The organism is Nocardia sp. NPDC059764 (assembly GCF_042732555.1).
In the GTDB taxonomy this organism is placed as follows: domain Bacteria; phylum Actinomycetota; class Actinomycetes; order Mycobacteriales; family Mycobacteriaceae; genus Nocardia.
Map to the genome: position 1 here is coordinate 1 of NZ_JBHWHH010000049.1, position 25,692 is coordinate 25,692.

Genomic DNA, 25,692 nt, shown 5'->3' on the forward strand with positions numbered 1-25,692 from the left:
CTGCAAATGAAAACCGTTACCATTAACGCCATGACTTCGAATCCGCAGACCCGGGCCCTGCCCGTGACCGTGCTGTCCGGCTTCCTCGGCGCGGGCAAGACGACCCTGCTCAACCACATCCTGGCCAATCGGGAGGGTCGCCGGGTGGCGGTCATCGTCAACGACATGAGCGAGGTGAACATCGACGCGGCCCTGGTCGCGGGCCAGGGGCACCTGGACCGGACCGAGGAGAAACTGGTCGAACTCACCAACGGCTGCATCTGCTGCACGCTGCGCGAGGACCTCATCGAATCGGTGGGAAAGCTCGCCCGCGAAGGGCGTTTCGATCAGCTGGTCATCGAATCCACCGGCATCTCCGAGCCCATGCCGGTGGCCGCCACCTTCGAGTGGGAGTTCGAGGACGGCTTCCGGCTCGGCGAACTCGCCCGGCTGGACACCATGGTGACCGTCGTGGACTGCTCCACCTTCCTCGCCGAAGTCGTCAAGGGGCAGGCGCTGGCGGACCGGAATCTGGAGGCGGGAGAGGGGGATGCGCGCACCATCGCCGATCTGCTCATCGAACAGGTGGAGTTCGCGAATGTGCTGGTGCTCAACAAGACCGACCTGGTGAGCGCGAACGCGGTGGGCACGGTGGAGGCGACCGTACGGCGACTGAACCCGGGCGCGCGCATCGTGCGGTCCGCGCGCGGCGTGGTCGATCTCGCCGAGGTGCTCGACACCGGGCGCTACAACCCGGACCTGGCGGCCCAATTCGACGGCTGGACCGAGGAATTGGCGGGCGGGCACACCCCCGAGACCGAGGAGTACGGCATCGGCAGCCTCACCTTCACCGCCGATCGCCCCTTCCATCCGCAGCGTCTGGACGAGGCCCTCTCGCAGCTGGAACGGCTGCTGCGCAGCAAGGGCTTCTTCTGGCTGGCCAGCCGTCCGGACCTGGCGGCCATCTGGTCGCAGGCCGGCCCGAACCTGACCTTCGAACCGGGCGCGCACTGGGACGCGCTGGATCTGGCTCCGGGACAGGAGATCGTCTTCATCGGGGTGAAGCTCGACCGGCCGCATGTGCGGGACCTGCTGACGGCCGCGCTGCTCACCGACGCCGAGTGGGAGGCCGGGCCGCAGGCGTGGCTGCGGTACCCGGATCCCTTCCCGTCCTGGGGTGACCTGCACGAGCACGCCTGACCCGATCGCCTGCAACAGCCGAGAGTTGTAGACCGCAGCACCGGCCTTCCCTCGGCTCGGTAGCGCCGGTGCTGGTCACGCTGAGCGTTGCCGCGCTCGCCGGCATCGTGCGCACATGCCGCCACCGTCGTGAATGACGTGGCCGGGGAGTTTGCGATGGCGGGTGGTCATGGGTTTGTGGCAGTCGAGGCAGTGCGCCGCCCGCCGGGTCGACGACGACGTGTACTGCCTGATCACCTTGCGGATGGCCTTCTCGGTGAAGGCGTCGCCGCGGCACACTACGCCCGCCATCACCACGCCGTCGGCCACCCGCTGCCGGTCGTCGCCCACACAGGTTCCAGCCGTGAGTGCCGAGTGCGCGCAGGCCAGGAAGATCTCGCGCGCACACCTGTCCTGGCGCAGCGCCCGGGCTGCGAGGGTTGCCGGCAAGAACTGCCATCCAGTCGTGTCTTCGGGCTGCAGGAAACCCCGGTGATTGAGACAGGGCGGTTCGTTCGTCACCCGCTCAGGTTACAACAGACATTGCAAATTGCATACAATTTCGAGATCTCAAGCGTGGGTCCCGGTCCGTCAGCGTGCTCGCAGACCGGCCACGAATGCGGCGACCTTGCCTAGATCGTCATCGGACAGGCCGGATAGGTCGATGCTCGTGTCGGTGCGTCGCCTCGGCGGTTCACCGGACGCCGGAGTTGCGAGTCCTGTCTTGTGCAGCAGTGGAAGCGGGTCCAGGCCAACGGCGTTCGCCATCGCCTGCAACGTGCGGGCAGTGGTCCGGGCGACGACCTTCTTCTCGCCCTTGTACTGGGTGCCCAGTTCGACTTGAGTCCACAGGCTGACGCTGATGTTGGCCACCCGTGCTGCGGCCTCACGCGACAGGCCCATGACCTGCCGGGCGTCGCGGATCGACTCGCTGACCTCCTTGGGCACGGGGGCGCTCTGACGATTGACCATGCATCCAGGCTAACCGATTACCTACATTTACACACACACTTTGCAGTGCCTGGCATGTCTGCTGCCTGTTGGCCGTAGCCCCTGTTCGGAGCAGCTTAGCAAGGATATTCAAGCTCCGTGCCGCATACCTTGGGTGTCATCCGACTGTTAGCAATTGTTAGCAACATAGTGAAATTGCATGCAATATGCTATCGTTCCGCAGGGAACTCACCCCGGGTCGCGGTCGTGTCGCGCCGGATTGTTCCGCCCGGACCTCACCAGGCCGACGTGCGGATGAGGCGCTGACGCGCGGTCGGCGGATGAGCTTCCGACTCTGCCTGTACTTCTTCGAAGGAATCGCAATGTCCGCCTTTGACATCCAGTTGCCCGCACCGCAAACGCGGGCTCGTGAACGCGCGAACAGACAGTTCGCGGCCGAGTTGCGCCGCCGCCCCGGGCGGTGGGCGGTCTATCCGTGGCCCACCCGACATCCGCATTCCACCAAGCATCGGCTGCGCAACGGCATGTCCGCGGCGTTCGGCCCCGGTTTCGAAGCCGAGGTTCGCGAGGGCGTCGTCTACATCCGGTACAACCCGGTCGCACCGGCGGATCTGATCGCGTAGCAGGAGGTTTCGTGTCTACCGTATGGTTGCCGCCCGAACGTCGGCACGCCGTCATGACGGCTCTCGAGGCCGTTCCCGAAGTGCTGGCCGAACTCGATGTCACGCTCAGCCGCTGTGATGCCGTGACCTCCTCGCGCTCATCGGGATATGTGCGTGCCTCGAATGCGGAGCGGGCATTGGCGTTTCACACCGGTGCGGCCAAGGCCCACGCTGAAATCGCTGCGGCCGTGGCCTGTTACAGCGCCAGGGTCTCCGCCGAGCTGGGACGGGATGCGCCGACTGCCCCGGCGGATCAGGCGGCGTTCCTGTGCACGTATCTGCCGGAGGTACCGAACGATTCGGAGGTCCTCGCCGATATCGACGCCACGCTGACGAAGGCCGTTCGGTTGGCCTACCACATGATCGATCGCCCGGAATCGCGCGTCTGTGTGGGCCGGTGCCGGTGCGGGCACTGGCTGTATGCGCGCGCCGAGGATGACATCATCCGATGCGATGGTTGCGAGACGATTGTCCCGGTCGCGCAGCGTCGGCGCCAGTTGCTGAGCCAGGCCTACGAAATGATGGGCACGGCAGCCGAGCTCGCGCGCCTGGTGCCCGACTGCGGCGGCGGCTCCGTTTCCGCCGACCGAATCCGGCAGTGGGCGCGCCGGGGCAGACTGACCGGTCACGCGGTCGGATCCCGTACTGTGTACCGGCTCGGCGATGTCGTGGACCTGTGCTCGGCCGATCGAATCGGCATGTCCCGATCAGCCTGACCGCCTGGAGTTTTCACTGCCGGGTGACGATATCGGGTAGAGTGACTCGCAGTACTTCGGGCAGTTTCCGGTGCATCGGCAGCGGTTTCGCATCGGTCCAGATGCAGCTGACCGGAAGTGGATAATCGCCGGCCTGCGACCAATCGAGACGATTCACCGTATCGGCGGGCAACACATGTCTTTCCATGCGCGACAGCGTCCGCAAACGGTGACGGACGGTATCGGGATTCACGTGCAGCCGTTCGGCGGCCTCGTCGATGCGAGTGCATCGCGCGAGCGCTTCTTTGAGGTCGCCGATCGGAATCAGATTGCGGCAGGCCAGTTCATGCACGCGGAGTTCGGTGGCCAGCCGGGATTCCCGCCCGGTTCGCGCTCTGCGCACAGTCTCGGTGTGTTCCAGCTGTGCGTGCGCGATGGCGTGGGCAAGCGCTTCTCGGCGATCCAGCGCGGACAACTCGGCCGATACCATCACCGCCCGATATTCGGGTTCCCATATGACGATCGGCGCGTCGAAGCCGAGCACGCCGATGGTGATGTCCAGCTTGGCCGCGTGGATGCGCGCATCGTATTTCCTGCTGGCCCTGCGGCGGGACATGACGCTGACACCCTCGTTCGACAAACTTGTTCCATCGCTACACCTTGCGTTGCTGGGTGATTGGCGCGCCACACAGGCGCCCGTCACCTCAGCGTGGCCAGGAATCCGTCGACGAGGTCGATATCGTGGCGGCTCAACGCCGACAGATCGCCGACTTTCGCGATGGCGGGTTTCGCCCGCATGCGGTCGCCGTCGGTGGTCGCCTGGTCGGCATCGGATGCCGCGGCCAGGTCGCCGTCAAACTCTTCGGGCGTGAGCGGGTCGAACTCGAACGTCATGGATGGTGAGTCTACTACCCCCCCTTTACTTTCCCTTTTGCGCTCGCGGCGGGGGTTCATTCGACTACGGGTATGTTCGCTTGCCCGCTCTGGGGGCGCGATCCTGGGGGTAGCGGGCATCTGCGCCCGGGCCGACGAGCCGGACCGAGCAACCGGTTTCTGGGCAGCGCCGCATCCTCGAACATCGCGTTTTACCTGCGGTGTTGGACGTTTCCACGCAGTGTGTCACGGTCGGGGAGTTAGGCTTGAGCCGTCGGGTCGATAGAAGGTCGGAAACTGTTGTCTCACAGCAGGATTCGTATCGCAGGAATGGTTCTGTCGGATCCCGCCGAGCATGTTCTCAATGCTGTGGCGTGACTTGATCTCGCCGGTGGTGTGCCGGTGTTGTTCTCGCCCCGCCTGCCAGGCCTCCCGCGCCTGTTCCCCTTGTCCTGCGGTTGCAGGCCTGCGGCTGCCGGGGCGCTCGACGGCCCCACCCGCGCCTTCATTGGCCGCGGGTGGGGTCGTCCCCTCTGGGACGACTCCTCTGCGGTGGCATCGTGCTCTGCCGCCACCGAAAACAGTTTGCTCGAAAGGCTTCTTGTGATTACCGTCCTGACCTGCCGTGGCACTGGAGAACCCCTGGGTTCGCCAGCCAACCTGCTCGCGGCCGTGACCAACGGGCTCGATCCCGCCAAATACGAGATCGGCCCGGACGTCGACTACCCCGCCAGCATCGGCCCGGCCAATCCCCAGGGTCGCCTCGACGGCTGCTCGGAGCAGCAATCCATCGACGCCGGTGTGCTGGCGCTGATTGCGGAGATCCAGTCCACCCCCAACCTGGTCGGCATCCTCGGCTACAGTCTCGGTGCGCTGGTGGTCAACCGATTCCTCGAGGCGAAGGCCCGCGGACAGTTCCCCGACTGCGAGGTGGCCTGGGCTGCCACCATCGCCAATCCGCTACGAGCCGCAGGTGATTCGATCGATTCGGTGTCAGTGGGATTCGGCATCAACGGTCAGCACGCTTCATGGCCGGGCGACATCCCGGTGTTCGAGGTCGCCAATCCCGTCGATGTCATCTGCTCCTGTCCCCAGGATTCGCCGCTGCGAACCCTCGCCGACAGCATCTCGGCATTCGGCTTCGCCGAACTGGGTGGCTGGAGCGCCGATCTGATCGACCGCATCCGCCGCAACCAATGGCAGCCTACCCACTCGGACCTATGGCTGCACCCGATCCGGCACTGGCGCGCATGGTCGCAAGCCGCGGCGCATATGGACGGCTATCTGCGGGGCGGCGCGCACAACGCCGCCTACCGCACCGACGGGTACTGCGACCGCTTGGTCGCGATCCTCAACGAGTTCGACTGAATACGTTCTGCTGCGGTCGGATATCGAGTGTCGATCACCGGATGCGAGTCACGAAAACAACGGTTTACCTGCACTGTTGGACGCTTTTAGCTGAGGTGTCACGAACCGAGTGTTAGGCTTGAGCCGTCAGGCAGATGGTGGATCGAAAGCCATTGTCTTACAAACTCTTTCGCTTCCCCCCGCTCTTGAATGGGCGACGGCGGGGTTGCGACTTCCCGCCGTGAACGACGGCAGTCGGTGTCCCATCGTGCGGTTCGAACTTGTTGTTCGCCAGCTCGGGACATGACGCAGTTCTCGGTTCCCGAACAAGGAGAAACATCAATGATTTTCGGTCTCACCGTCGATCAGTGGATCACGATCGCCAGCCTTTCCGCGCAGCTGCTGGCCGCCGTTGTCGCCATCCTCGCGTAGTCCGCCCACGGTCCCTGTCCATTCGAATTCTCAAGGGGACCGTGGTGTCGCTGAAAGGAAACATCATGCGAATCAACAAGGTTCCCGAACCTGCCCTGGTGCGCTCGGTCCTGGTCGCCCTGACCGGCCTTGCCGCCTACTTCCTCGGCCACCGAGTCGACACAGACTGGATCGAAGCCGCGCTCACGTTGTATGGCCTCCTCACCCCAGTCCTGGCCGGCGCGCTCATCCGACCTGCCGTCACCCCGCTGGCCCGCCGCGACGGTGGTTGCTGAATGCAGTCCTGGCTGAACCCCGACCTGGTGCAAGCATTCGGCATAGCAGTCGCGACTGTGATCGGCGCCGTCACCGCCTGGCAGGCCCGCGAGGTGACCAAACTGCGTGAACGCGTTGCGGCCCTGGAGGATCAGGTCGCCACGGATCAGCGTCGCTTCCGCGACGCCATCCGCCTGATCCGCGCCCTGCAACGACACATCGACGAATTGCTCGCCTTCCTGCGCCTGCACGTCCCCGGCCAGGAACCACCCCAGGCGCGGTACTCGATCCCCGCCGGCCTCGCAGAAGAAATCTGACAGCGGTCTCGTCTCCGCTGTCTCCCAGCCCATGCGGCACGCCCCCGGAACATCTCCACAGGTTCACAACGCGGGTTGAGAGCTTGCCGCATGCCCGCCCCTAGCGCTCCCGTCTCCCGCGGGTGGTCCGCGGTCGCAGACACGGTCGCAGCGCCAGGGGCGCAATGGGTCCCGCCCCCGGATGTCCCCCTCGATCGGGGGCGGGACCCACCCACCTCCTCCGATCCCGAGCCCTGTCCAGGGTGTCGGGATCTCCCCCATGCTCACGTTCGGAAGGCCCTGATACCCGATGCCCGACAAGGAAGTCGTCGAATCCATCCGCTTCGGCAACCACCAGCCCCCTTCGGATTACGTGAAAACCGATACAGGCCAGCTGGTTACCCCCGAATTCCTCGCGCTCATCCAGCAATCCCTGTCCGGCAAACTCTCCGAGCCCCGCGAGGCGGAAGAGCTGGACCCCGAGGTCCGGGCACTGGCCGAGGAACTGTCGGTTATCCACCTGCCGGAATGGCGAAGCGAGGTGGGTCGCAAGTTGGCCGACCCCACGGTGACCAGCATCAAACAGGCCACCCGAGTCGCGGAGTACCTCGTAAAACGAGGCGTCCGAGTATATCCCGAACTCGAGGAGATCCGCTGGGTCGGCACTCCGGGCGGCCAGCCTGGAGTCTTCGACACCGGCATCCACATCACCAGGGACGAACACGGCCAATGGCCCGCCCCCGACCCGGAAGACTTCTACGACCTCGAAGACATCCAGGTCAAACAAACCGACGAAGGCTTCTGGTCCGCCACCCACCCCCGCGGCCTCGCCTTCGAGGCCCCCACCAAAACAGACGCCTACGTCGGCATCGTCGACCAGCTGCGCCAGCGCATCGAGCAAGCCCTGCGCGCCCGTGAAGAGTGATCATGGCGGTCATTTCTGTAGGGACCGGTGATCCACCCTCGTGGGTGCGGCCGCGCGTTGCGGCGTGGAATCGGCTGACGGCTGGTTGGACGAGTGGCTCTGCTGTCGAGAACGTCTCGGCGGCGAGCGCACGGGTTGTGAACTATTCGGTCGCGACGGGAGATAGCGCAGTCGCGATATTCCAGCGAATCCGCAACGCGGATGGTCTGGCGCTTTCAGGCGGACCGGGCACTTCCGATCGCGGAGTCCCTCAACTGACACCGATCTCGAGTGGCGTCGATGCACTGATCGATAACATGACCGGCGCAAACCCTGGTGCCGGCGATATCGGTCCTCCGCCTTCGCACTGGAGTGATCTTCTGCTTCCCCCCGACATGCGGAACCAGCCGCAACCGTCAGGGCCGAATCCGACAGAACCTAAGCCAGGCGAACAGCAGCCGGCACCAGTACAACCGCCGGTGCAGCCTCAGCCTCCGTCGGGCGGTTCACCGGGCTCGAATCCCGTGTTGCCTCCGGTGCCTTCGTCGGCGGAGCCTCAGCGGCCGGTGCCGAGTGTTCAGGACGTGCCCGTTGGTTTTCCGACGAGTCCCGATGGCAGTCCGGTGGGTTCGGGCGTGTTCAAAACTCTGTATGTCGATCCGCCGCCTCCGGAACAAAAGCCGTTCCCGTTGGTCAGTATTGAGGACACGACGGCTATGGCGGACCGGATGCCCGAAGCGGCCGGCGAGCGGATGGAGCTTCCGAGTGGGACGGTCCTGGAGGTCACAGCCGATGCGAAATCGATCATCGTAACGATCCCGGGGCAAGCGCCTTACCTGATCGCATCGCCGAACTATTACGAAACTGTCCCGGGTGACTCGCTGACCCTGTCTGACCCTACTGTGCCGGGGCTTGTTCCCGCGAGTCCCGAGCCCCCCAGAATGCTTCATGGAATCGATCCGGACGGAAATCGTGTCGAGATCTATATCCCCACTCGGCCCGAGAATGTTTCCCCGCTGAATGATTCGGAACCGGCGAAGTATGTTCGTGTCAACTATTCGGATGGAACCAGTGGGCTTGCTGCACTGAATTGGAGGGGCGAATACCTCTACCCGGTCGACAAGTATCACCGGCAGAAAGAGGCGTCTGCTCCGGATCCGTTCATGGAGAAGAGTTTCTGGGAGAACACGGTCTCGTTCGGTGCCGGCCTGGTGAGTCCGGTGTGGGATTCGGTCAAGGATGCCGGAGCAAAGGCCGGTATCGGTGGTCCGGGTGTCGAGAACGCGTGGATGGATTCTCTCACCGGGATGGGATCGCTGGTCGGTCTGGGTCGTGAGGGTGGTCCTGGTGTTCTGGATACCTGGAAGGCCCTCGGCAAGGACCTGATCGCCTGGGACGAGTGGGCCCGCGGCGACTGGTCCTACGCCACCGGAATTGTCCTGTCGAACCTCATCACAACCGTCGGAACCGACGGCACAGGCCTCGCCCTGAAGATCAACAAGATCACGTCCCGCCTCCCGGACGTCGATGTTCCCGTATCGAAAACGGACGGCACCGGCCCGTCGACGGAAAAGCCGAACACCACTCAGCCCGGCCGAAACACTGAACAGCCGAAGGCCGAAGAACCAGCCCCGCAGCCCAAACCGGAGGCTGCAGCCCCTAAGAACGAACCCACCCACGCAACCGGAGATGCCGACCAAACCCCAGAACCCACCCGACCTGACCCGGTGCAGGATCAGCCTCCCGGTCCGCCAGGTGGCCCTCCTGATTTCCCGGCTGGTGGAATCGAATTTCCCGGACCCAAAGTACCTTCCAACGGAATCGGTGAGATACCGCAGAAGCTGGCCGCCCCTAACGGAATAACCGGAAGAACAGGAAATCCGGACCTCCCCAACGGATTGAGACTGAACCCGTTCCGCCGCGATCCGCTGGTCGGCGCGTCGGTCCCCCGACGGACACCAGACAAGGTTGATCGAGGAGCGGCCACATCCGATCGAACCATCGACTCGGAACCACTGCATATTGGTGGTGATGGTGAGTTCACGAACGAACCTGCCAGGCACAGCGGGCCATCGGAAGTATCTTCCGAGACGCAAGGAGTCATCCTTGCTCAAGCACGCTCTGGCGGATCTAGAGGTTCTGACACCGGGGATGGGAACCGTAAGAAGAGATCGCCCGACCCCACACGTGGCCAAGAGGACCCGCCTGAGGGCCTGGAGCGTGGTGCAAAATGGGTTGATAGCGACAGGCGTGCACATTGGGTTGGAGACCCGAAGGGTACATACCGCGACAACAAGAATTTGCTCCGCGACTATCTCGGTCAAACAGCAACTGATCCATTCGCAAAGAATACGCCGGACATCAGGGCAGAATTGGGCCCTCAGATTCCTGGATACAAAGCTGGCGTGGATGCGCAGAGTAAGATCGACCGCCTGGCTGATATTCGCCGAAAAGTTGTTGCCAGAAGAGACACGGTCAAGACGAGTCGAGATAATCTCGTAAAGGAATTCCAGAAGTTGGCGGATGACCTTGATGATCTGGGTGACACCCTGACAAAGAAGAAGCTGGCTGCCACAATTGAAGACTTGAGAACGCGTTTCCCCGATCGGAAGGAGGATATCGATGACCTCGAAAGACACTCCAAGAAGTTCACTCAGCGGGAAAAGGATGTTAAACGCTTGAGTGAGCGAATGGGCAATTTGGCAGGGCGAGATTACATCGTGTCGCGCCGTGGCGGGCGTATGCTGACCGGCAGTGACGTCTGGGCACGCGGCGTTAGCGATACATTCGATATGGTCGGTGTTGTAGATGGGCCGCCGAAGCGTCTAATAATTGTCGAAAACAAGGGAGGGGGCTCAACTCTCGGCTCGAGAGTCGTAGACGGCGGTAAAGTTGCGGAGCAAGGTACAACTCAATACCGAGACACGGTTTGGAAGATCGACTCTGAACTGAAGAAGGCTCTTTCGAAGGATCCTGAGCTTTCCAAAGATCTGGAGGCTGGAGAAGTTGAGATCGAGTACGTGCTTGTAACGGCGGACAAGAATGGGAAGGTCGCTGTGCAGAATTTCTTGGAAACATAGTTGGTCGGTTAGATTGTGTCTCTTCGGTGCTGAAGATAGGATGGATGTATGAACAATGGATTGCGGTCCGACATCGATTCTTGCCTACGCGTCGTCAGTATGGCCTTGGATTATGGCTGGAAATGGACCAAGGGTGACGCGGAATCCTTCGCACATCAGGCGGGTTGGATTGTTGCCCCCGAATTTGAAGGTCGAAGTATGCATGCGCTTCTGACGAATTTCGATATTCAGCGGCCGGAGGCAACTCTACATTTTTCACATGGCCGACTTGACAGGATCAGCTTTCTGGTAACTGATGTCGTTCCCTCGCCCGGAGACGAGTTCGGATTCCTATTAGATGCTTTCACGGAGTCATCGACGGAACTTTCCGAGGTGCTTGGTGATCCCACCGCGCGCTTCCCTGGTAAGCGTCCGATTGTTCGGTGGGATCTGGAAACGATGAGAATAGACCTGACAATTCTCGGAACAGCTGTCTCATTATCGCTAAATAGTCCTGCATACCGTAAGTACATGGATGATGTCGATGACTGAGTCAGATTTGGAACTGAATGATGGGAGACGTTGAATGAACTCGGAGGTCGAATCGATCCCTGCCGAATGGTCGAAACTGTCCGAAGCTCTGCCTCGCGTTCTTGCCAGACTGCCGTTGGGTGGAAATATTGTACTTTCGACTTCAGGCAATAGATACGTTCAGTTTATTCAGTTCGAGACGGAACTGCAATCCGAAATATCGTGCAACGATTTTCTCGAAGTCGGATACCGGCTGTCGGCCGAAGAAGAATACAAATTGGAGTCGAGGGGGTGGACGGCGCCGGACGTTGGTCTCGGATACGAAAATTGGACCAAGTTGCTAGTTTGGCCCTCACATTTCGATGCTTATGTTGAATTGTCTCATGCTGTGGTATTTGCCCTGAATAACGTATTGAATGTCCGAAGCCCTTCGGATCTAAGGATCCGAACTTGGGTAAACGGAGATAGTGGCGAGGTAATTGACTGCCGGGCGCTGGGTATCTCACACGGCTAATTTGGATATCTTTGCATTACAAGGGCGGTGGCGGAGTGCCGAGAGGCAGATCGAAGTCGCAGAGAGAGTCGGCGATTTCAGGCGGTGAGTGCGCCACTCCTGCCTGGGTGAGTATCTCATCGAGCCTTTCGAACGGGGTTTCCAGTCGAGAACTCCGAGGCGATCGTTGTAGCACTGCGCAGTGCTTTACAAATAGAGTCTTTGTCCGACCTCACAGTATCTGCCTGGGTCGACGGCCGCGACGATCTTGAAATAGATATCGAGCCACTCAAACTCGCGATGATGGATGCTGATAGCTATCAGACTGGAGGGTGAAGTTGTTTCCTGGAGGTAACTGATCGGCATTCCAGAAGTTGGTCTCGCTACCCGGTGATGTGCCACCTGCGCGGTCAATCCAGGCGTCCCGGAGGTTAGTCATGAATTACACATTGCACGAGCTGATCGCGATGACTGGCCGCAGTGATTCGATCATCGTGCGCAAGCCGGATGGAGAATGGAAAACCGCGCTCAGTGAGAAGAGTGGCGGCGCTGCAAGAGTATGATACTGATCGACCTTCCTGTGTGCGCGGCCCTATCTTCCATTGACGCGCGAGTTGAATCTCTCGAAGAGCGTATTGGTAAATTGCTTCTTGGGATCGCCGAACCATGGGCCACTCCAGGACATCGATGGTTGCCAGCTCCCGCTTCGAACCTCTTCAAGGAGTATTTGTAGAAGTTCAGTGAAATCGGATGCGCAGATGAAGTGTGTTTCATCATCAATGCCGAAATTGATGATCTGTCCCGCTTCCCCGTCTGGTCCCGGGTCGAGATCCAATCCGACATACTGTCTGTCAATCGGTGTTGACCAGAGCGGAATCCAACCGCGCGATGTATATATTGGCTTTATGAGACCATCGACACCGGGAAAGACTCCGGCCATATCGTTGTAATTGTCGAGTTCGGGGTCGTCCCAGTAAATGGTCCAAAATGACCATGCTCCGCGAATCATCGCCGTTGAAAGGAAATTCAGAGTCGGTATGACGGGAACACCGTGTGCGCCTTTCGCGGACATATAACGATTCTGCCCATTATGCCTCGATAAGATTGCTCGCACCTCAATGGGAAGCTCATGCCCGATTGCATCCTCCAAGGCGTCCAGTTCGGCAGGGTGGGCGGGGGGTGCAAGATTCTCGAAGGACAGGGGCGCGTTTTGACGTAACCAATCGATGTAGGCGTCGAAGATCTCAATAGCCAGCACGGCCTTACAATACGCATGATCTGCCAGGTCCGGGTGCCGTCCAGGATCAGGTAGGCGTACCCGTCTGCCTTCGCCTGCTTCAGCGCCGATCTCGGCTTCGGCGCTCGGGCCGCCAGCAGTTCAACTGTCTCACCGACGTAGCGCCATGCGGTGGTCGTCGAGATATCGAACCCGGCACCGAGATCAGCGTAGGTTTCGGCCTTGCACAAGTGGGCCAGCATGAGCAAGGCTTGGGGACCAGGGTCGAGCTTGCGCCAGGAGCCGATCACGCGGCGGTGCCGGCGGATCAGCCCGGCGATGAAGCGGAGGGGCTGACGTGACAACGGCAGCGCGGAATGGTAGAAGGGCAACGGAAGCCCCTGGGGCACAGTGCATTTTGGTCGACAGCGGTCCTGCCAAGGGCTTCCTCATATCCGGCGGAGGCGCGCAGACACCAGTTCCGTTGTCTAGCAACAGTATCCAGTCAGAACGAAAACGGCTCAGGGTATGTGTCGGCAGATTAGAAGTCAGTTGAGACGTGTTCCCCTTGGTGCTCCTATTAGGGTTGAGGCTATTAGATGGTGAATACGATCTACTTGCAAGTGGTTGAGAAAGTTCGACTGCTTCGTGAGGCGCTGATTCTGCCTGAAAATGCTGATGTTCATGCTGAATTTCCTACCGGTGTTGAACTGGATGTCGAATGTATTCTCGATCACTATCGAACGGCGATGGGATATTTCGCCTGATTCAGGCGATATGTCAGTTGATTCCGGCGTCGATTTGAATCACTTGGTCTTTCCCGATGCGATGGTCCATCTATATGAGATAACTTGTCGAGCACACGCCGGATCCATATATCTTCTTGACGGGTTTGAAAAAGGTCAGTTTATGGATGAAGATGGTGAACCCTGTCGACTCGATGAGCATTGGCTAAGGTTCGGCCTGGTTGGAGACGACCACCTTCTGGTTAGCTTGACCAGCGGGGATGTCGTGTTTTCCGATCAGTACTACTGGCGTTACGATGAGTCCGATTCATCCAGAGTCCTTGCACCGGATGTTCTCACGTTCTTTAACGATTATGCTGTCGGTCCAAAGTATTCAGACTTGGGTCCAAGCTATCACCGCGAAGGTCCGTCAGGCTGGCTCCACCTTCTCGATACGATTGGTTTCTGTAACAGGGAAGGCATCCATGATGGGGGCCCAAGTGAGTGCGAGATTTAGGGACTTCTTGTTTGCGCATTTCGATCTAGAGCGGGCGTATGATAACGAGTGGGACTTGCGTGGGCATGTGCTCAGCATCCCGTCTCTTCGTGATGTAGTTTACGGCGAGCTTTCTCGGATCATCAGGGATCGGACCTTGACAGTCGGAGATTATGAAGGGATTACCGGACTTGAATTTCCGGATGAAGACACCCTGTACGGATATCTCGGTGGTATCTGGGAATACCTCTTCGAGGGTGCTTCAGAATTTCCGGTGCCTCCGATGAACGTTCTCTAATATCGACACGAATCCCATTGATTGCGGCTCTGCAAGGCCCTGGCCCGCATGTCGGGCCGGGATGTCCTCGAACTGGTAAGACGCAGGTAATCGTGCGATCAATCGACGGAGCGTGTTGAGGGTCCCGCTCAACGCGAAATTCTTTCCTGGAGGTAACTAGTGGTGATCACCGCCAATCCGATCGGGCTCTGGCAGTGGAGTTGGGATTACCAGGGAGAATTTCAGCCAGTTTTATCGCCGTTGAACGAACTGATTTCCGTCATGAGAGTTCTGGACAGTCGGGGCCTTTCTAGGCGCTCGGCAGATGCTCATTTGATCGCGTTGGGTCGCCAGGTGACCTTGTATGATGCGACCATCGCACTCGATGTCGATTCCACAATTGAGGACTTGAAACGGATTGCTGCGCAGGTGTCTGCCGCCGCTGGCGAGAAGAAGGTTCTCCTTGTTCAGATATTTGTAGACTGTTCCCCTTCTGCATATTTCGCGGATCGGATCGAGGTGCTTGACGGCGCTCTGCGGATAGGTGTTATCGCTGATGTCGGTGATGCCCCATTTATGAGTGTGCATTTACAAACCAATACGGATGTGTGGATGCCCTATGACCTCCGGGGTGTTGCTCAGCAGGACACGTTTCAGCGCAATGGTCCGCGATTGACGGCAGCTCTTGACGGAATCGCGGAGGTGCTTGGTGTGGAAACGGAGCCGGATGATCCCACTCTATTTGCAAAGCCAACGATTTCTGGACTCCGGAACCATTTGGATGAAAATGGATATCCGGAGGATACGGGGTTCTATGAAAGAACCGACATCGCAAGCGAGAGTCCTTCTGTCAGACGGTCTATTGAATAGGATTGCTTCATTATGCTCGAAAGAATTGGGTTCTCGGATGTGGAAAAGGCGCTAGTCGACTTCCTTGTCGTTCGGCTGTCCGAATTGTCCGATACTGCCACGGTGATTGCCAAAGTCCCTGACCCTCGGCCTGCGCGGATGGTGCGGGTATCGAGAAACGATCGGAAGGCTCGGGTTGATGTGGAGGACCGGGAGGGGCGTCGCGGCGTTCAGCTGGTTCTGGATCGTCCCCGGGTTGTCTTCGAATGCACCGACGATGCTGGGAACGCGGCCGGCCTGGCCGTGCTCGTGCGCAGCATCGTGAACGCCGCCGCCCCCGGTTACATCGGCACCGTGTGGTGTGACCATGTCGAGGATGCTGGCATGGAGAACGATACCGATCCGGTGACTGCCGCTCCGCGGTACACGATTGTCGCCGACCTGATTGTGCGAGGCAAAGTCCTCGCCTGACTCCTCTCTCGTGGGAGTCACAACTGAATAACCCAATCCCAAGGGCCTGCGCAAGATCCCAAGGGAGATAACGGAAATGGCTCTGCCTTCCAGCAAGTACATTGGTGCCGGCACCCCGAACATCGCTGTTACCGGTGGTGTTCTGGTCGCTCCGCTGGCTACTGCCCTGCCGACCGCTGCGGTCGGTACCCTCGATCCCGCGTTCAAGGCGCTCGGCTATGTGTCCGAGGACGGTATCGAATCGATGGGTGAGCGCAAGATCGAGTCCGTCAAGGACTGGAACGCCGATATCATCGCGCAGCTGCAGACCGAGCACTCGGTGCGTTTCGGCCTGACCCTGTACGCGGTGTGGGACAAGGATGTGTTGAGCGAGGTCTTCGGGCCGAACAACATCGTGTCCACCGCCGCCACCTCGACCTCTGGTGCGCTGTACACGGTCAAGGAGACCGGTTCGCCGCTGCCGCGTCGCTCGTGGATCTTCGACATGGTCAACGAGGACAAGAAGCTGCGCATCGTGCTGCCGAACGCCAAGATCACCTCGGTGACCGAGAAGAAGTTCGTGTCCACCGAGCTGGCCGGCTTCACCATCGCCGTCGAGGCGTTCAAGGACGATGCCGGCGTGAAGGCGTACCGCTACCTGGACGACGGTATCAAGACCGCCTGATTCCGGCGAGATTCATCGTCGATTCCTGATGGGGCGAAACCCCGTGTGTGACACGGGGTGAGCTCTATCCGAAGACGGCCCTGAGCCGTCCAGTAAGCCCCCAACGGCGGCGGTATTCAAACCTATGCGCAGGCCCGATTGCCGCCGTTGGGCCTTCCTTTGCACTGCCTGTGTTACCGCACAACCACTACTGACAACTCGAAAGGGTCTGCGTAACAATGACCTCTCCGAAAGCCCCGCTCAAGGTCGTCACTCCGGCGAAGGTGAAGGACGACTTCAGCTACCCCGTGAACGGTGTCGAAATCAAGCTTCCGTCGCTGTCCTACCTCAAGCCGGGCCTGGTTCGCCGGATTCGCCGGTTGGGTGATGTGGATGCGATGTATACGCTTCTCGAACTGTCTCTCAGCCCCGAAGCGCTTGCGGCCCTGGACGATATGGATCCGGATGCCTACCAGGAAATGATGGAGGCCTGGCGCGCGCACTCGGGGATCAGCCTGGGGGAATTCTAGGCCTCGATGCTCTGCTCGAAGAGCATTCCGAGGCAATCGAATACGACTTGATCGCCCTCGGCCTGCGGTTGCGCCAGCTCGGTAGCGAATGGCTGACCTGGGGCGATCTGATGGCGCTCGTCAAGTTTCTGCCGCCCGAGTCGGCATTGCTGCGCAGTATGCAACCCGAGGCTCACAAGTGGCAGCTGGATCAGTACCTGCTCGCCGAGATGTCCGACTGTCTGCGCTGGCTGGTGTGGGCGAAGAGCGAGGACGCGAAGCACGGTCGCAACCGGCCGGAGCCGATTCCGCGACCAGGACTCGAGTCCAATCGCGAGCGGGTAGGTACGGCCATGCGTGTCGACCGGATGAACGAGTTCCTCGGCTGGGGCGACTAGTCCCTTGCTGCCGACCGGGGTTCGGGCGCAATCGGCCCAGAAAGTGGATGTGAATTGTGGACAAGCAACGCCCACCGGCAATGACGCTGCCGGACCTCCTTGCGATGACAACCAGCGGGCAGCCCGCGTCGGGCAGGCGGATCCTGCCTGTTGGAGCGGTATGGGAGGGAGGACCCAGAACGGGCTCCTCGCGCATCACCATGCCCGACGAAGAGCGAATCCTATCCTCCGACAACAACCCTGGCGCGGCCAATGCGTTGGTCGGCCGCTCCGGCCCGTTCAGTGCGCTGACCCAGGTCTTCGAAGAAGTACTCGGACATGTTCCAAGCTTCCTGACCAACCGGGTGGCCACCGAAGCACTGAACCTGTTGCGAGGTGCCCCGGACCCCGAAGATGGTGGAATCGAGACACAGCTTCTCGAATTCCGTTCTAAAGCAACGCTGCTCAACCCCGGAAAGCGGAGGGGCCGACCAGCTTCCGCGCTCGATTCGATGAATGGCGAGGTCGGAGCTGCGGAGGGCTTCGCTGAGGAACTCTCCACTTCTGCGTCTGCGCTGCCTCTGCTGGACGCGATCAACTCCGGGTGGGTGCCCTCCGCGCAGTTCTTGGCAGGGATGCTGCAAGGCTTCGCGTCCCCCGCCGTTTCGAACGGCGATGCGGCAGCGAACCCCGGACAGTGGCGGGACATGCTCGGTCAGGGCGTCATTGCGGACCTGCTGGGAAATCTCGGCGATGCCGCATTGAACGCGAGTGGCTGGGCTGGTTCCACCCTGGGATCCGCATTGGCTCCATTGTTCCAGCCCGGCGGCCTGCTCAGCACAGAAGCCGGCAGCGGACCGGGCGCCTCGGTGCAGAGTTCACAGGACTCCGCAGGTGCAGGTGGGCCGGTGCCGCTTACTGCCTCCTTGCAGGCCACCCCGTCAGGCATGCTCGGGGCGCTCGCCGACTTGAAAACAGGTGGTACAGCGAATGCTACGTCGAGCGATGACGGCAGCGCGCTGGGATCGCTGGCGGATGCGCTGGGCTCCGGCATCCGCGGAGCCGCCAGCGACGCCGGCAGCAGAGTGGGTGCGGCACTGGGCGCGGGGATCGAGCGTGTGCTCGGACCCGCCGGCGGGCTCGCACCCCAGATCGGTGAACAGCTGGGCCGTTTGATCGGGTCCCGCTTCGGCGGCGAACTCGCGGCCTCGATGAGCGTGCGTGCCGAGGTCGGCGGACCATCTGCGATGGGCCTCGGTTCGGGAACGGGCGGGACCTCGGGAACCACTGGCGGCGAGGGCATTCCGTCGGCAATTGATGGAGCGTCGGTAGACACCGGTGACGGTTCTGCTCCGGATCCGGCTTCCGGCACCACCCTCGATCCGAGCACGGTTGTCACCACCGCGGGCCCGTCAGCCACGAACGGCCTCGGTGCGGACGACACGAAGACCGCCCACTGGCAGTACATCCCTCCCAGCGAGGACGGCAGCACGAACGGTGGCTGGGTGTATCTGACGCCCAGGCCGAACATGGACCTCAGCGGCTTGCCCGAGGGGATGCAGTACTCGGCCGTCGTCGAAGACAAGCCCGGCTCCACTCAGCGCTGGGTGGATTCGCCCAAGGGTTTGGGATGGCTCAACGGGACCGGTGCCGACGCACAAGAACTCGGGAGCCCCGGCCACATCTACAACCCGAACGAAGGCAACTTCACCGATCTGGTGTCGCTCGCCGCAAAGGATTGGGGCACCAATGTCGGCAACCTGCTCAAGCCGATATTGGGCGATTCAGCGCCGGGAACCTTTGGCAGCCTCGCCCAGTCGCTGCTGACCCCGCTCGGACAGGCCTACAGTGACGCCGATCCGAACAAGGACTGGACCAACACGCTCGGTCAGTGGATCAGCAATCTGACCGGTATCGAGTGGAACTCGGCGGGGACCGGCACTTCTTCGTCCGCGACGACGCTGTCTCACCCACAGCAGATCGGTGCCGCCGCGTTCTCGTCCGCGCTCACCGGGCTGCAGCAGAAGGGACTGCTAGGCGGTCTGACCGGTGCGATCTCCGGTGCGGCTTCGACTGCGGGCGGTCTGGTCGGCGGTGCGATCGGCACCGCCATCGCGCCCTTCCTGGGTCCTGCCGCGGCGCTTGGCCCCGTGGTCGGCCAGGTGCTGGGTTCGTTCATCGGCAGCTCCATCGGCGAACAGTTCACCCGCAAGATCGAATGGGCCGGAAACGCGGTCAAAGAGCTGGTCGGCACAGGTTTCGGTTTGACCGATCTGGCGGACGGTCCGGGCGGCCACACCGTTCGGGGCGATATCTACAACTTCAACGGCACCGATCCCAAACGCGCGTCGATCGCGGTGGAGCGGGTGCGCCGGCGCCGGGCTGTGGCGCAGCAACGCGGAGGAGGTTTCGGGCGATGACCCATCAACTTTTGGAGACCCACGGCACGAAAGTCGTGGTGTGGGATGTCAACGGGCGTGTATGGCATCTATCCGGGGTGAACTCCGGGCGCGAAGGCGTGCGGCTGTCACAGCAGACCGGATTCATGTTCGCGCCTGTGCAACTGCTGATTTCGGAGGGGGCGCGCCAGGACGGCGCGACGTTCATCCGGTCGGTGCGGTCGAAGAAGGAGTGGGACTTCCTGGTCGTCATCGACGGCGCCGCCAAAGGTGGCGGGGTGGATCCTATTCGGGACTTCCACGCCGTGCATGATGCCTGGTTTCGGGGGTGGTCGACCGATAAGCCGGTGACTGTCGGGTATTACACGCGCCATCAGGGGTGGCGGTTCCAGCAGGCGCAGTTGGATGGTGCGCCGGAGCCTGTCGGTGATATCGATCCGGCGCGAAATGCCACGGCGGCGTACAAGATGTCGGCCACCGCCATGGATCCGCTGGAGCATCATTTCGACGAGAACTCGGTGTGGACCAATACGACCGCGGTCGGTGAGGGTGTGCTGCGGGTGCGAAATGCGGCTGATCAGCCGGTGTGGCCGCGGTACACGATGAACGGTCCGGGGCGGTGGTCGATTCTGGATCCGGTCGGCGGGGATCTGCTGCGGATGGTGCAGACGCCGATGCTGTCCGCTACCCAGACGCTGCGGATCGATACGCATCCGCGGCGTCGCACGGCGAGTGTGTACAACAGCGACGGGACGTCGAAGCCGGTCAATGTGTGGGCGCAGCTCGCGGGCCGGCGGTGGTTGCAGTCGATGGCTCCGTGGAGTTCGACCGAGATCAGGGTGAAGGTCGAGGGCGGTAGTACCGCCTCCAGCATTGCCGCCACGGTCACGCCGCGTTCCTCGAGGCCGTTCTGATGAGCGCGTGGGACCCGCACGAAGAAGTGCGGCGGATGGACGAACGGTTCCTGACCGACCAGGAACAGGCGCGCAATCCCGATGTGCTGGTTCGCTATTGGAACAAGTTCATGGAAGAGGTGGGGGAGGAGCACAGCTACCTGTCCCTGGAGTTCACCTATCCGCGCAACTCGGCGGGTGGTCTGAAGATGATCTGCCCGCGCGACATGGTGCATTTCGATCATCTCTTCAACAATCCCGACGGTGAGGACGCCACGATCCCGATCACGGTGAACACCAAGGGATTCCGGTGGGACGGTTACATCACGAAGGCGTCGATCGTCCGCGACGAGAGCGGTGTCGAAACCGTCGATATCGAAGCCATTCACGCGTGGAACCACATCGCTACCATCTGCTGCTGGGCGTCGCCGTTCGCGCCGGTGCTGGCGCAGTTCCCGCGCCATCACATCCTTTTCGGCCCGGTCCGCACTTTGGTGACGACCTATCTTACGCTGAATCTGATGCGGTTGCAGGCACCGGGCTGGGCGCCCCAGGACGGTGAGGACACGCCGAAGTGGAATGCCGGAAGCTCGCTGTTCCCGGTCGCGGTGGTGCCGGTCGATCCGTTGCACGACACCAGTCGATGGAGCGCCGCGTCGGCGCGATTCGATATGGCGGACAAGCTGTTCCAGCCCATGCTGGAGGACTCCGGGGTGATGCTGACCGCGCGGTTCTTCCTACCGGGTGAGGACGCGCAACCTGCTCCGGAGTACTTCTTCCTGGAGAAGCCGACCGTCGTGCTGGAGACCGTCGACAAGTCCGGCGTCACCGGCAGCACCGGCACACTGCTGGACGGAATCCAGTCGTGGTTCGAGGAGTTCGCCGACGACGGCACCACGCCGAAGCGGTATCCGAACTTCAATTCGACCATCGAATACGAGGCCGTGTACGGGCAGGAAGGCAAGCTCGGTACCACCCAGAACTTCCCGTGGGTGTGGTACTTCGAAGGCGAATACTCCGGCATCGGCGCATCCGAAATCGCGCTGCACAAGCCGACAGCCACCGACATCATCGTTGGCGGTCGTTCTCCCGGATGGGTGAACGCCGGCATCGAAGTCGTCATCAAGGGCCTGCTGTCGCTCATCGGACTGGGCTGGCTCTACCGAGGTCAACTCAACGATGTGTTCCTCGCCTGGATGGTGTACCGGGACATGGAGCGAGCCCGCCGCGCCGGACCCTATGCCTTCCGCGAGCTTTACATCACCGGTAGCGACAAGGCGTTCAACCTGGACGGCCTGGTCGCCGCCCGTCAGGGCCTCCACCTGACCCGCGGTTACACCAGCCACAAGGTGACCATCGAGGACAACGCCCCCTACCTGCTCGGCCGCGACTACGGGCTCGGCGATCAAATCGGATTCGCCTTGGGTGAGCACGTTTTCACCGACTACGTGACCGAATTGACCTTTACCGACGATCGTACGACGCCGGCCGTCTGGCAGATCACCGTCGGCGACGGTTCCGACGAAGAGGACTCGGTCGTCAAGGCCTGGCAGCGGATCGGTCGATTCGCCTCGGCCATCAAGGATTTGGCCACCGATGTCGGCGCAGACCTGGATCTGCTCATCTTCTGACTCGCCTATCGAGGAGTGAAAAACCATGGCGGATACCAGTTTTCCCGCCCGCCTCACCGCCCGACGTGAGCACGACACTGCCGGGGTACCCATCCTGACCGCGACCGTCGAGATCTCCGACGAGACCGCCGATCTGGAACTTCCAGCCGGACCGGCGGGTGAGCAGGGGCGACGTGGCCGTCCCCGCACCACCTTTCGGAAGATCGGCGAGATCCCGAATGTGGCAGCCCGGCCAACCGGCCTGGGCGCGGAGGATCGCGGCTCCTGGTGGCATCGGCTCGACAACGATGGAATGGACGTCTGGACGGGTACGGCCTGGCAGCATTCACCGGCCGCGGTCGGTCCGCTCGGGCCGCCCGCCACGCCGAACACGCTCACTGTCGACGCCACTGTCCACCAGGAGCACCTGACCGAGCCAGCCGTGGAAATCGACGGCACAGGTGCCGTGCAGGCCGTGAAGGTGACAGTGCCTGCCGGTCTGCGCGGCCCCAAGGGCCCCGCCGGTGCGTCGGGCCGGATCATCGACGCGCCCGATTACGAAGTGAGCAGGGGTCCGTCGCACGGCGGGCTCTTCTCCTATGACCGGTCCAACCGGAAATTCCGGTCCGCGCCCGCTCCGCTGGGCACCGGTCCGTGGTCGTGGTTCCAGGAAGATTTCAATGGCGAGCAGGTCGCCGCGGCGGCCCGTCTCGAGGGCGGCATCTTCACCATCCCCGCGCAGCCTTTCGCCTGGCGGCCGCTGGTGTACGGCCACTTCTTCGGATTCTCGGAGGTCAGCGGCCAGCAGGCGGTGGAAGTGACTGTGCGCCTGACAAATTCGCAAGGCGTGATCGTCGCCGCGACCGCTGCGTCGTCCGGAGTCTGGCTCTACAGCCCGCTCGTCCCCTGTTATCGCGACGGCGCATCGACCAGAGCGCTGTCGCCGACCTCGGATTTCGCCGTGGTCCCCGCGGGGCAGACGGCGAATCTGGTCGTCGGCGCGGAGCGCACCAATGGCGGTGGCGCGAAGATCGGGTTCCACAACTCCGGCGCATCCCTGGTCGTCTTTGCCGAACCCATCGAATGAGGTGAAATGTCAACCGTAGGCGAATATTTCGCATCAACACTGATTCGCGGTATCGATGAGGGAATCGGTACTCGCGGCGTCCTGCAATCGATGCAGGGCACACCGCGCGACGGCGCGCTGGAACTGATGACCGGAGTCACCGGGCCCGCCGGACCCGCCGGTGAAGCGGCCCGGCCCTTCCGCTGGGAGGGCGACATCGCCGATCAGGCCGCGCTCACCGCCCTGGCAACCAGACTGACGGTCGCGCACGCGGGCAAGGCGTGGCGGATTCGTGCCACCGGTGCCCTCGTGTACTGGAACGGCACCGGATTCGACTCCTTCACAGAGGCTTTCGGCGCGCCCGGACCGGACGGCAATACCTGCACCGTCACCATCGGCACCGTCGAGACCGGTCCCGTGGGTTCGGAATTGCAGGTCACCGTCACCGGCACGGCGCCGAACCTGACGCTGAATCTGACAGTCCCGCGCGGAATCAAGGGCCGGAAGGGCGAGCCGGGCGGGCCGGGTCCCATCAGCCAGGCACCCGATTACGCCGACGGTCCGCATCCGGATCGGGCGGTTCCGATCTGGGATGCCGCGGCCGGGAAATGGAAGCCGCGCGCCTACCCGGGTTTCCGCGGACCGTGGTCGGTCGTGGAGGACAAGGCCTGGGATGGCGGTAGTGCCTTCGCGCCGAGCGAGTCGAATATCTCGGCCGCCTTCAAGACCATTGCCCAGCTGAGGGTTCCCGCCCAGGACACGGCGTGGCGACCGATGGCCACCGGCGGCGTGATGATCCGGACCGTCGAGAATTGGAATGAATACACGACCCGCGTCGACGCCGAGGTTCGCATCGGTTCGGAGTCGGGACCGATCGTCGGTCTGGGCGCGGGGTTCCCGAGCGGCACCTACACTCGCGTCCGGATCCAGCCCTTCTATGGGGCTCGCGGGGTTACTCCTGCCGGCAATGTGGGTGTCGTGGCGGCCGGTCAGCCGGTGACATTGTTCGTCGTGCTGCGCCGCAATGCGGGCAATTCCAATTACGACTACGCCAGGGGCAGCTCGTATCTCCTGTGCCAGGCCCGCCCTGTGGAGGCATCATGACCAACGAAAACAACGAGAACACAGTCGTTTACGCAGATGATGTCATGATCACCATGCGCGGCGTGGCCGATTCCATCGGCCTCCCGTACACCGTGAACCCTTTCGACATCGTCGATCGCGAGGCGCTGATCGAGCTGCGCGAAGGACCGGCCGGGCCCGTTGGGGCAGAAGGCGATCCGGCCTGGCCCTGGCTGTGGCAGGGTGACATCGCCGACGTGCCGGCCTTGACCGCACTCGGGCTCACCACCGCGGATGCCCGCAAGGCGTGGCGTGTGGTCGCGGCCAATGCGATCTACTACTGGACCGGAATGGAGTTCATCGCCTTCGCGGACGCCTTCAAAGCGAAGGGTCGCCGAGGCGCACCGAATGTCCTGACCGCGTCGGCGGTCGCCGGCGCGACCGGCTCGGCCGCCAGCGCCCAGATCACAGGCACCGCACCCGGACAGCACCTGGTGTTGACCATCCCGCGCGGGGAGACCGGAGACATCGGTGACCCGGGGGCGGCAGGCCGTATCCAGGACTCCGCCGATGTACTGATCGACAGCACGCAACCCCTTGGTGACGATCACATTCTCGCCTGGGACGCCGCTGCACAGAAGTTCCGGCCGGTGCCCAACCCGCGCCCGCACGGGCCATGGGTGATCGGCTCCGGTCAGTTCCTCGCCGCTCAGAACCTCAAAGAGCCGGTGAAGGTCATCGCTGTACTGACGATTCCGGCGCAGCCCACGGCGTGGCGGCCGTGGGTAGAAGGCGTCGCGATCGTGTCGTCGGAACCGACCAGATGTGATGTCGAGGTGCGGATCGGCGGTACGGACGGCGAAATGGTCGGATTCGGATGGGGGCACCGGGTCGCCCGCATGGCCTTCGTGACCATCACCCCTACGTTCAAGGATCCCCTGCAGCCGGGTTCGACACAGGGCATCGTGCCCGCGAACCAGACGATCACCCTCTATGTGCTGATCCGCCGAACCGAAGGCGACGGCACGTATTCGGTGTTCGACAACTACTCCCATCTGCAGGTCCGGGCTCTGCCGGTCTGATCGACCGCACCGGATCGCATACCCATCACCCCGTAAAGGACGTGATCTCGCGATGACATCCGCGAATGGATACCCCGTTTCGTTTCCTCCCGCCGAATCCGACACTCCCGGAACAACCCCGTACTGGGCCACCGAGCGGGCCGGATACCCGGGCGCTGCTCCCGCCCCCGATCCGTCGCCGGTGGATCCGGAGCCGACCATTCGGATCATCGTTGAAGGAACGGTGGTCGCCACCGGCCCCTCGACCGATGCGCAGGCCGTGAGCCTGACCGCGAGCACCAGCTTCGCCGTCACCGCCGGCCAGACGTTCACCGTGCAGCTCGCCACCGCGCCCGCTGCCTCCTGACCTCCCCACGAAAGG

At 62.1% G+C, this 25,692-nt stretch carries 29 protein-coding genes and 1 pseudogene; 24 read left to right on the plus strand and 6 right to left on the minus strand.

Annotated elements, in window-relative coordinates:
- The first annotated feature begins 30 nt into the window (after positions 1–30).
- Entirely contained in the window at positions 31–1,179 is a 1,149-nt protein-coding gene (locus ACFV4K_RS13720; RefSeq protein ID WP_379274794.1) for a GTP-binding protein, read from the plus strand.
- A 75-nt stretch (positions 1,180–1,254) separates the two neighbouring features.
- Here ACFV4K_RS13720 and ACFV4K_RS13725 read toward each other — a convergent pair whose 3' ends face one another.
- On the minus strand, positions 1,255–1,680 hold the full coding sequence (locus ACFV4K_RS13725) for a hypothetical protein (RefSeq protein ID WP_379274795.1): 426 nt from the start codon (positions 1,678–1,680) through the stop codon (positions 1,255–1,257).
- Positions 1,681–1,749: 69 nt separating this feature from the next.
- Positions 1,750–2,130 carry a helix-turn-helix domain-containing protein gene (locus ACFV4K_RS13730; RefSeq protein ID WP_379274797.1) on the minus strand — a complete coding sequence of 127 codons (381 nt, stop codon included), beginning with the start codon at positions 2,128–2,130 and terminating at the stop codon, positions 1,750–1,752.
- A 341-nt stretch (positions 2,131–2,471) separates the two neighbouring features.
- Here ACFV4K_RS13730 and ACFV4K_RS13735 point away from each other — a divergent pair, with 341 nt between their 5' ends.
- Positions 2,472–2,732 carry a hypothetical protein gene (locus ACFV4K_RS13735; protein ID WP_379274799.1) on the plus strand — a complete coding sequence of 87 codons (261 nt, stop codon included), beginning with the start codon at positions 2,472–2,474 and terminating at the stop codon, positions 2,730–2,732.
- A gap of 11 nt (positions 2,733–2,743) precedes the next feature.
- Positions 2,744–3,487 carry a hypothetical protein gene (locus ACFV4K_RS13740; protein WP_379274801.1) on the plus strand — a complete coding sequence of 248 codons (744 nt, stop codon included), beginning with the start codon at positions 2,744–2,746 and terminating at the stop codon, positions 3,485–3,487.
- 13 nt (positions 3,488–3,500) lie between these two features.
- Here ACFV4K_RS13740 and ACFV4K_RS13745 read toward each other — a convergent pair whose 3' ends face one another.
- Together ACFV4K_RS13745 and ACFV4K_RS13750 are read right to left on the minus strand one after the other, a co-directional pair.
- Complete coding sequence (locus tag ACFV4K_RS13745) at positions 3,501–4,154, minus strand: ImmA/IrrE family metallo-endopeptidase (RefSeq protein WP_379274802.1); 654 nt, start codon at positions 4,152–4,154, stop codon at positions 3,501–3,503.
- Between the two features lie 11 nt (positions 4,155–4,165).
- The gene (locus ACFV4K_RS13750) at positions 4,166–4,360 is read right to left on the minus strand and encodes a hypothetical protein (protein WP_379274804.1); all 195 of its coding nucleotides are present in this window, start codon (positions 4,358–4,360) and stop codon (positions 4,166–4,168) included.
- Between the two features lie 381 nt (positions 4,361–4,741).
- Here ACFV4K_RS13750 and ACFV4K_RS13755 point away from each other — a divergent pair, with 381 nt between their 5' ends.
- The 8 genes from ACFV4K_RS13755 to ACFV4K_RS13790 all read left to right on the plus strand — a co-directional run bounded on the left by ACFV4K_RS13755 (position 4,742) and on the right by ACFV4K_RS13790 (position 12,219).
- Positions 4,742–5,707, plus strand: a complete 966-nt coding sequence (locus tag ACFV4K_RS13755) for a PE-PPE domain-containing protein (protein WP_379274806.1) — start codon at positions 4,742–4,744, stop codon at positions 5,705–5,707.
- A 476-nt stretch (positions 5,708–6,183) separates the two neighbouring features.
- Positions 6,184–6,393: a hypothetical protein gene (locus ACFV4K_RS13760; RefSeq protein ID WP_379274807.1), complete on the plus strand. Its 210-nt coding sequence runs from the start codon at positions 6,184–6,186 to the stop codon at positions 6,391–6,393.
- Positions 6,394–6,690: a hypothetical protein gene (locus ACFV4K_RS13765; RefSeq protein WP_379274809.1), complete on the plus strand. Its 297-nt coding sequence runs from the start codon at positions 6,394–6,396 to the stop codon at positions 6,688–6,690. It begins immediately after the preceding gene.
- 289 nt (positions 6,691–6,979) lie between these two features.
- A complete protein-coding gene (locus tag ACFV4K_RS13770) occupies positions 6,980–7,594 on the plus strand; it encodes a hypothetical protein (RefSeq protein WP_379274810.1) in 615 nt (204 codons plus the stop codon).
- Positions 7,595–7,596: 2 nt separating this feature from the next.
- Positions 7,597–10,653, plus strand: coding sequence for a hypothetical protein (locus ACFV4K_RS13775; protein WP_379274812.1), 3,057 nt, complete (start codon positions 7,597–7,599; stop codon positions 10,651–10,653).
- A 48-nt stretch (positions 10,654–10,701) separates the two neighbouring features.
- Positions 10,702–11,184 (plus strand): DUF6301 family protein, encoded by a 483-nt coding sequence (locus tag ACFV4K_RS13780; protein WP_379274814.1) that lies wholly within the window; start codon positions 10,702–10,704, stop codon positions 11,182–11,184.
- 34 nt (positions 11,185–11,218) lie between these two features.
- The gene (locus ACFV4K_RS13785; RefSeq protein WP_379274816.1) at positions 11,219–11,677 is read left to right on the plus strand and encodes a hypothetical protein; all 459 of its coding nucleotides are present in this window, start codon (positions 11,219–11,221) and stop codon (positions 11,675–11,677) included.
- A gap of 416 nt (positions 11,678–12,093) precedes the next feature.
- Entirely contained in the window at positions 12,094–12,219 is a 126-nt protein-coding gene (locus tag ACFV4K_RS13790; RefSeq protein ID WP_379274817.1) for a hypothetical protein, read from the plus strand.
- Positions 12,220–12,248: 29 nt separating this feature from the next.
- Here the strand turns inward: ACFV4K_RS13790 and ACFV4K_RS13795 are convergent, their stop codons facing one another.
- Both ACFV4K_RS13795 and ACFV4K_RS13800 read right to left on the minus strand, forming a co-directional pair.
- Complete coding sequence (locus ACFV4K_RS13795; protein ID WP_379274819.1) at positions 12,249–12,914, minus strand: SMI1/KNR4 family protein; 666 nt, start codon at positions 12,912–12,914, stop codon at positions 12,249–12,251.
- A gap of 32 nt (positions 12,915–12,946) precedes the next feature.
- A pseudogene (locus ACFV4K_RS13800) lies at positions 12,947–13,264 on the minus strand (transposase family protein); the annotation flags it as partial.
- Between the two features lie 280 nt (positions 13,265–13,544).
- Between ACFV4K_RS13800 and ACFV4K_RS13805 the strand changes: the two are divergent.
- From ACFV4K_RS13805 to ACFV4K_RS13865, 13 genes are all read left to right on the plus strand, one after another.
- A complete protein-coding gene (locus ACFV4K_RS13805; RefSeq protein ID WP_379274821.1) occupies positions 13,545–14,114 on the plus strand; it encodes a hypothetical protein in 570 nt (189 codons plus the stop codon).
- 439 nt (positions 14,115–14,553) lie between these two features.
- Complete coding sequence (locus ACFV4K_RS13810) at positions 14,554–15,240, plus strand: hypothetical protein (RefSeq protein WP_379274823.1); 687 nt, start codon at positions 14,554–14,556, stop codon at positions 15,238–15,240.
- A gap of 12 nt (positions 15,241–15,252) precedes the next feature.
- Positions 15,253–15,690 carry a hypothetical protein gene (locus ACFV4K_RS13815; protein ID WP_379274825.1) on the plus strand — a complete coding sequence of 146 codons (438 nt, stop codon included), beginning with the start codon at positions 15,253–15,255 and terminating at the stop codon, positions 15,688–15,690.
- Between the two features lie 76 nt (positions 15,691–15,766).
- Entirely contained in the window at positions 15,767–16,354 is a 588-nt protein-coding gene (locus ACFV4K_RS13820) for a hypothetical protein (RefSeq protein WP_379274826.1), read from the plus strand.
- 218 nt (positions 16,355–16,572) lie between these two features.
- Positions 16,573–16,863, plus strand: coding sequence for a hypothetical protein (locus tag ACFV4K_RS13825; protein ID WP_379274828.1), 291 nt, complete (start codon positions 16,573–16,575; stop codon positions 16,861–16,863).
- 47 nt (positions 16,864–16,910) lie between these two features.
- Positions 16,911–17,240, plus strand: coding sequence for a DUF5361 domain-containing protein (locus ACFV4K_RS13830; RefSeq protein WP_379274830.1), 330 nt, complete (start codon positions 16,911–16,913; stop codon positions 17,238–17,240).
- 200 nt (positions 17,241–17,440) lie between these two features.
- Positions 17,441–19,639: a hypothetical protein gene (locus ACFV4K_RS13835; RefSeq protein WP_379274832.1), complete on the plus strand. Its 2,199-nt coding sequence runs from the start codon at positions 17,441–17,443 to the stop codon at positions 19,637–19,639.
- On the plus strand, positions 19,636–20,532 hold the full coding sequence (locus ACFV4K_RS13840; protein WP_379274833.1) for a phage tail protein: 897 nt from the start codon (positions 19,636–19,638) through the stop codon (positions 20,530–20,532). Before ACFV4K_RS13835 ends, ACFV4K_RS13840 begins: the two co-directional genes overlap by 4 nt.
- Positions 20,532–22,142 (plus strand): phage tail protein, encoded by a 1,611-nt coding sequence (locus ACFV4K_RS13845; RefSeq protein WP_379274835.1) that lies wholly within the window; start codon positions 20,532–20,534, stop codon positions 22,140–22,142. Before ACFV4K_RS13840 ends, ACFV4K_RS13845 begins: the two co-directional genes overlap by 1 nt.
- Positions 22,143–22,167: 25 nt before the next feature.
- Positions 22,168–23,208, plus strand: coding sequence for a hypothetical protein (locus ACFV4K_RS13850; protein WP_379274837.1), 1,041 nt, complete (start codon positions 22,168–22,170; stop codon positions 23,206–23,208).
- A gap of 90 nt (positions 23,209–23,298) precedes the next feature.
- Entirely contained in the window at positions 23,299–24,291 is a 993-nt protein-coding gene (locus tag ACFV4K_RS13855; protein WP_379274838.1) for a hypothetical protein, read from the plus strand.
- Positions 24,288–25,331: a hypothetical protein gene (locus ACFV4K_RS13860; protein WP_379274840.1), complete on the plus strand. Its 1,044-nt coding sequence runs from the start codon at positions 24,288–24,290 to the stop codon at positions 25,329–25,331. Before ACFV4K_RS13855 ends, ACFV4K_RS13860 begins: the two co-directional genes overlap by 4 nt.
- 52 nt (positions 25,332–25,383) lie before the next feature.
- Positions 25,384–25,677, plus strand: a complete 294-nt coding sequence (locus ACFV4K_RS13865) for a hypothetical protein (RefSeq protein ID WP_379274841.1) — start codon at positions 25,384–25,386, stop codon at positions 25,675–25,677.
- The last annotated feature ends 15 nt before the right edge of the window (positions 25,678–25,692 follow it).

Bases quoted from the DNA above. Each gene is read 5' to 3' on its own strand.
- ACFV4K_RS13780 (WP_379274814.1), top strand. From the start codon at position 10,702: ATGAACAATGGATTGCGGTCCGACATCGATTCTTGCCTACGCGTCGTC.
- ACFV4K_RS13785 (WP_379274816.1), top strand. From the start codon at position 11,219: ATGAACTCGGAGGTCGAATCGATCCCTGCCGAATGGTCGAAACTGTCC.
- ACFV4K_RS13775 (WP_379274812.1), top strand. From the start codon at position 7,597: ATGGCGGTCATTTCTGTAGGGACCGGTGATCCACCCTCGTGGGTGCGG.
- ACFV4K_RS13835 (WP_379274832.1), top strand. From the start codon at position 17,441: ATGCCCGACGAAGAGCGAATCCTATCCTCCGACAACAACCCTGGCGCG.
- ACFV4K_RS13815 (WP_379274825.1), top strand. From the start codon at position 15,253: ATGCTCGAAAGAATTGGGTTCTCGGATGTGGAAAAGGCGCTAGTCGAC.
- ACFV4K_RS13720 (WP_379274794.1), top strand. From the start codon at position 31: ATGACTTCGAATCCGCAGACCCGGGCCCTGCCCGTGACCGTGCTGTCC.
- ACFV4K_RS13825 (WP_379274828.1), top strand. From the start codon at position 16,573: ATGACCTCTCCGAAAGCCCCGCTCAAGGTCGTCACTCCGGCGAAGGTG.
- ACFV4K_RS13865 (WP_379274841.1), top strand. From the start codon at position 25,384: ATGACATCCGCGAATGGATACCCCGTTTCGTTTCCTCCCGCCGAATCC.
- ACFV4K_RS13735 (WP_379274799.1), top strand. From the start codon at position 2,472: ATGTCCGCCTTTGACATCCAGTTGCCCGCACCGCAAACGCGGGCTCGT.
- ACFV4K_RS13765 (WP_379274809.1), top strand. From the start codon at position 6,394: ATGCAGTCCTGGCTGAACCCCGACCTGGTGCAAGCATTCGGCATAGCA.
- ACFV4K_RS13770 (WP_379274810.1), top strand. From the start codon at position 6,980: ATGCCCGACAAGGAAGTCGTCGAATCCATCCGCTTCGGCAACCACCAG.
- ACFV4K_RS13860 (WP_379274840.1), top strand. From the start codon at position 24,288: ATGACCAACGAAAACAACGAGAACACAGTCGTTTACGCAGATGATGTC.
- ACFV4K_RS13840 (WP_379274833.1), top strand. From the start codon at position 19,636: ATGACCCATCAACTTTTGGAGACCCACGGCACGAAAGTCGTGGTGTGG.
- ACFV4K_RS13790 (WP_379274817.1), top strand. From the start codon at position 12,094: ATGAATTACACATTGCACGAGCTGATCGCGATGACTGGCCGCAGTGAT.
- ACFV4K_RS13845 (WP_379274835.1), top strand. From the start codon at position 20,532: ATGAGCGCGTGGGACCCGCACGAAGAAGTGCGGCGGATGGACGAACGG.
- ACFV4K_RS13750 (WP_379274804.1), bottom strand. From the start codon at position 4,360: ATGACGTTCGAGTTCGACCCGCTCACGCCCGAAGAGTTTGACGGCGAC.
- ACFV4K_RS13820 (WP_379274826.1), top strand. From the start codon at position 15,767: ATGGCTCTGCCTTCCAGCAAGTACATTGGTGCCGGCACCCCGAACATC.
- ACFV4K_RS13855 (WP_379274838.1), top strand. From the start codon at position 23,299: ATGCAGGGCACACCGCGCGACGGCGCGCTGGAACTGATGACCGGAGTC.
- ACFV4K_RS13730 (WP_379274797.1), bottom strand. From the start codon at position 2,130: ATGGTCAATCGTCAGAGCGCCCCCGTGCCCAAGGAGGTCAGCGAGTCG.
- ACFV4K_RS13805 (WP_379274821.1), top strand. From the start codon at position 13,545: ATGCTGATGTTCATGCTGAATTTCCTACCGGTGTTGAACTGGATGTCG.
- ACFV4K_RS13760 (WP_379274807.1), top strand. From the start codon at position 6,184: ATGCGAATCAACAAGGTTCCCGAACCTGCCCTGGTGCGCTCGGTCCTG.
- ACFV4K_RS13850 (WP_379274837.1), top strand. From the start codon at position 22,168: ATGGCGGATACCAGTTTTCCCGCCCGCCTCACCGCCCGACGTGAGCAC.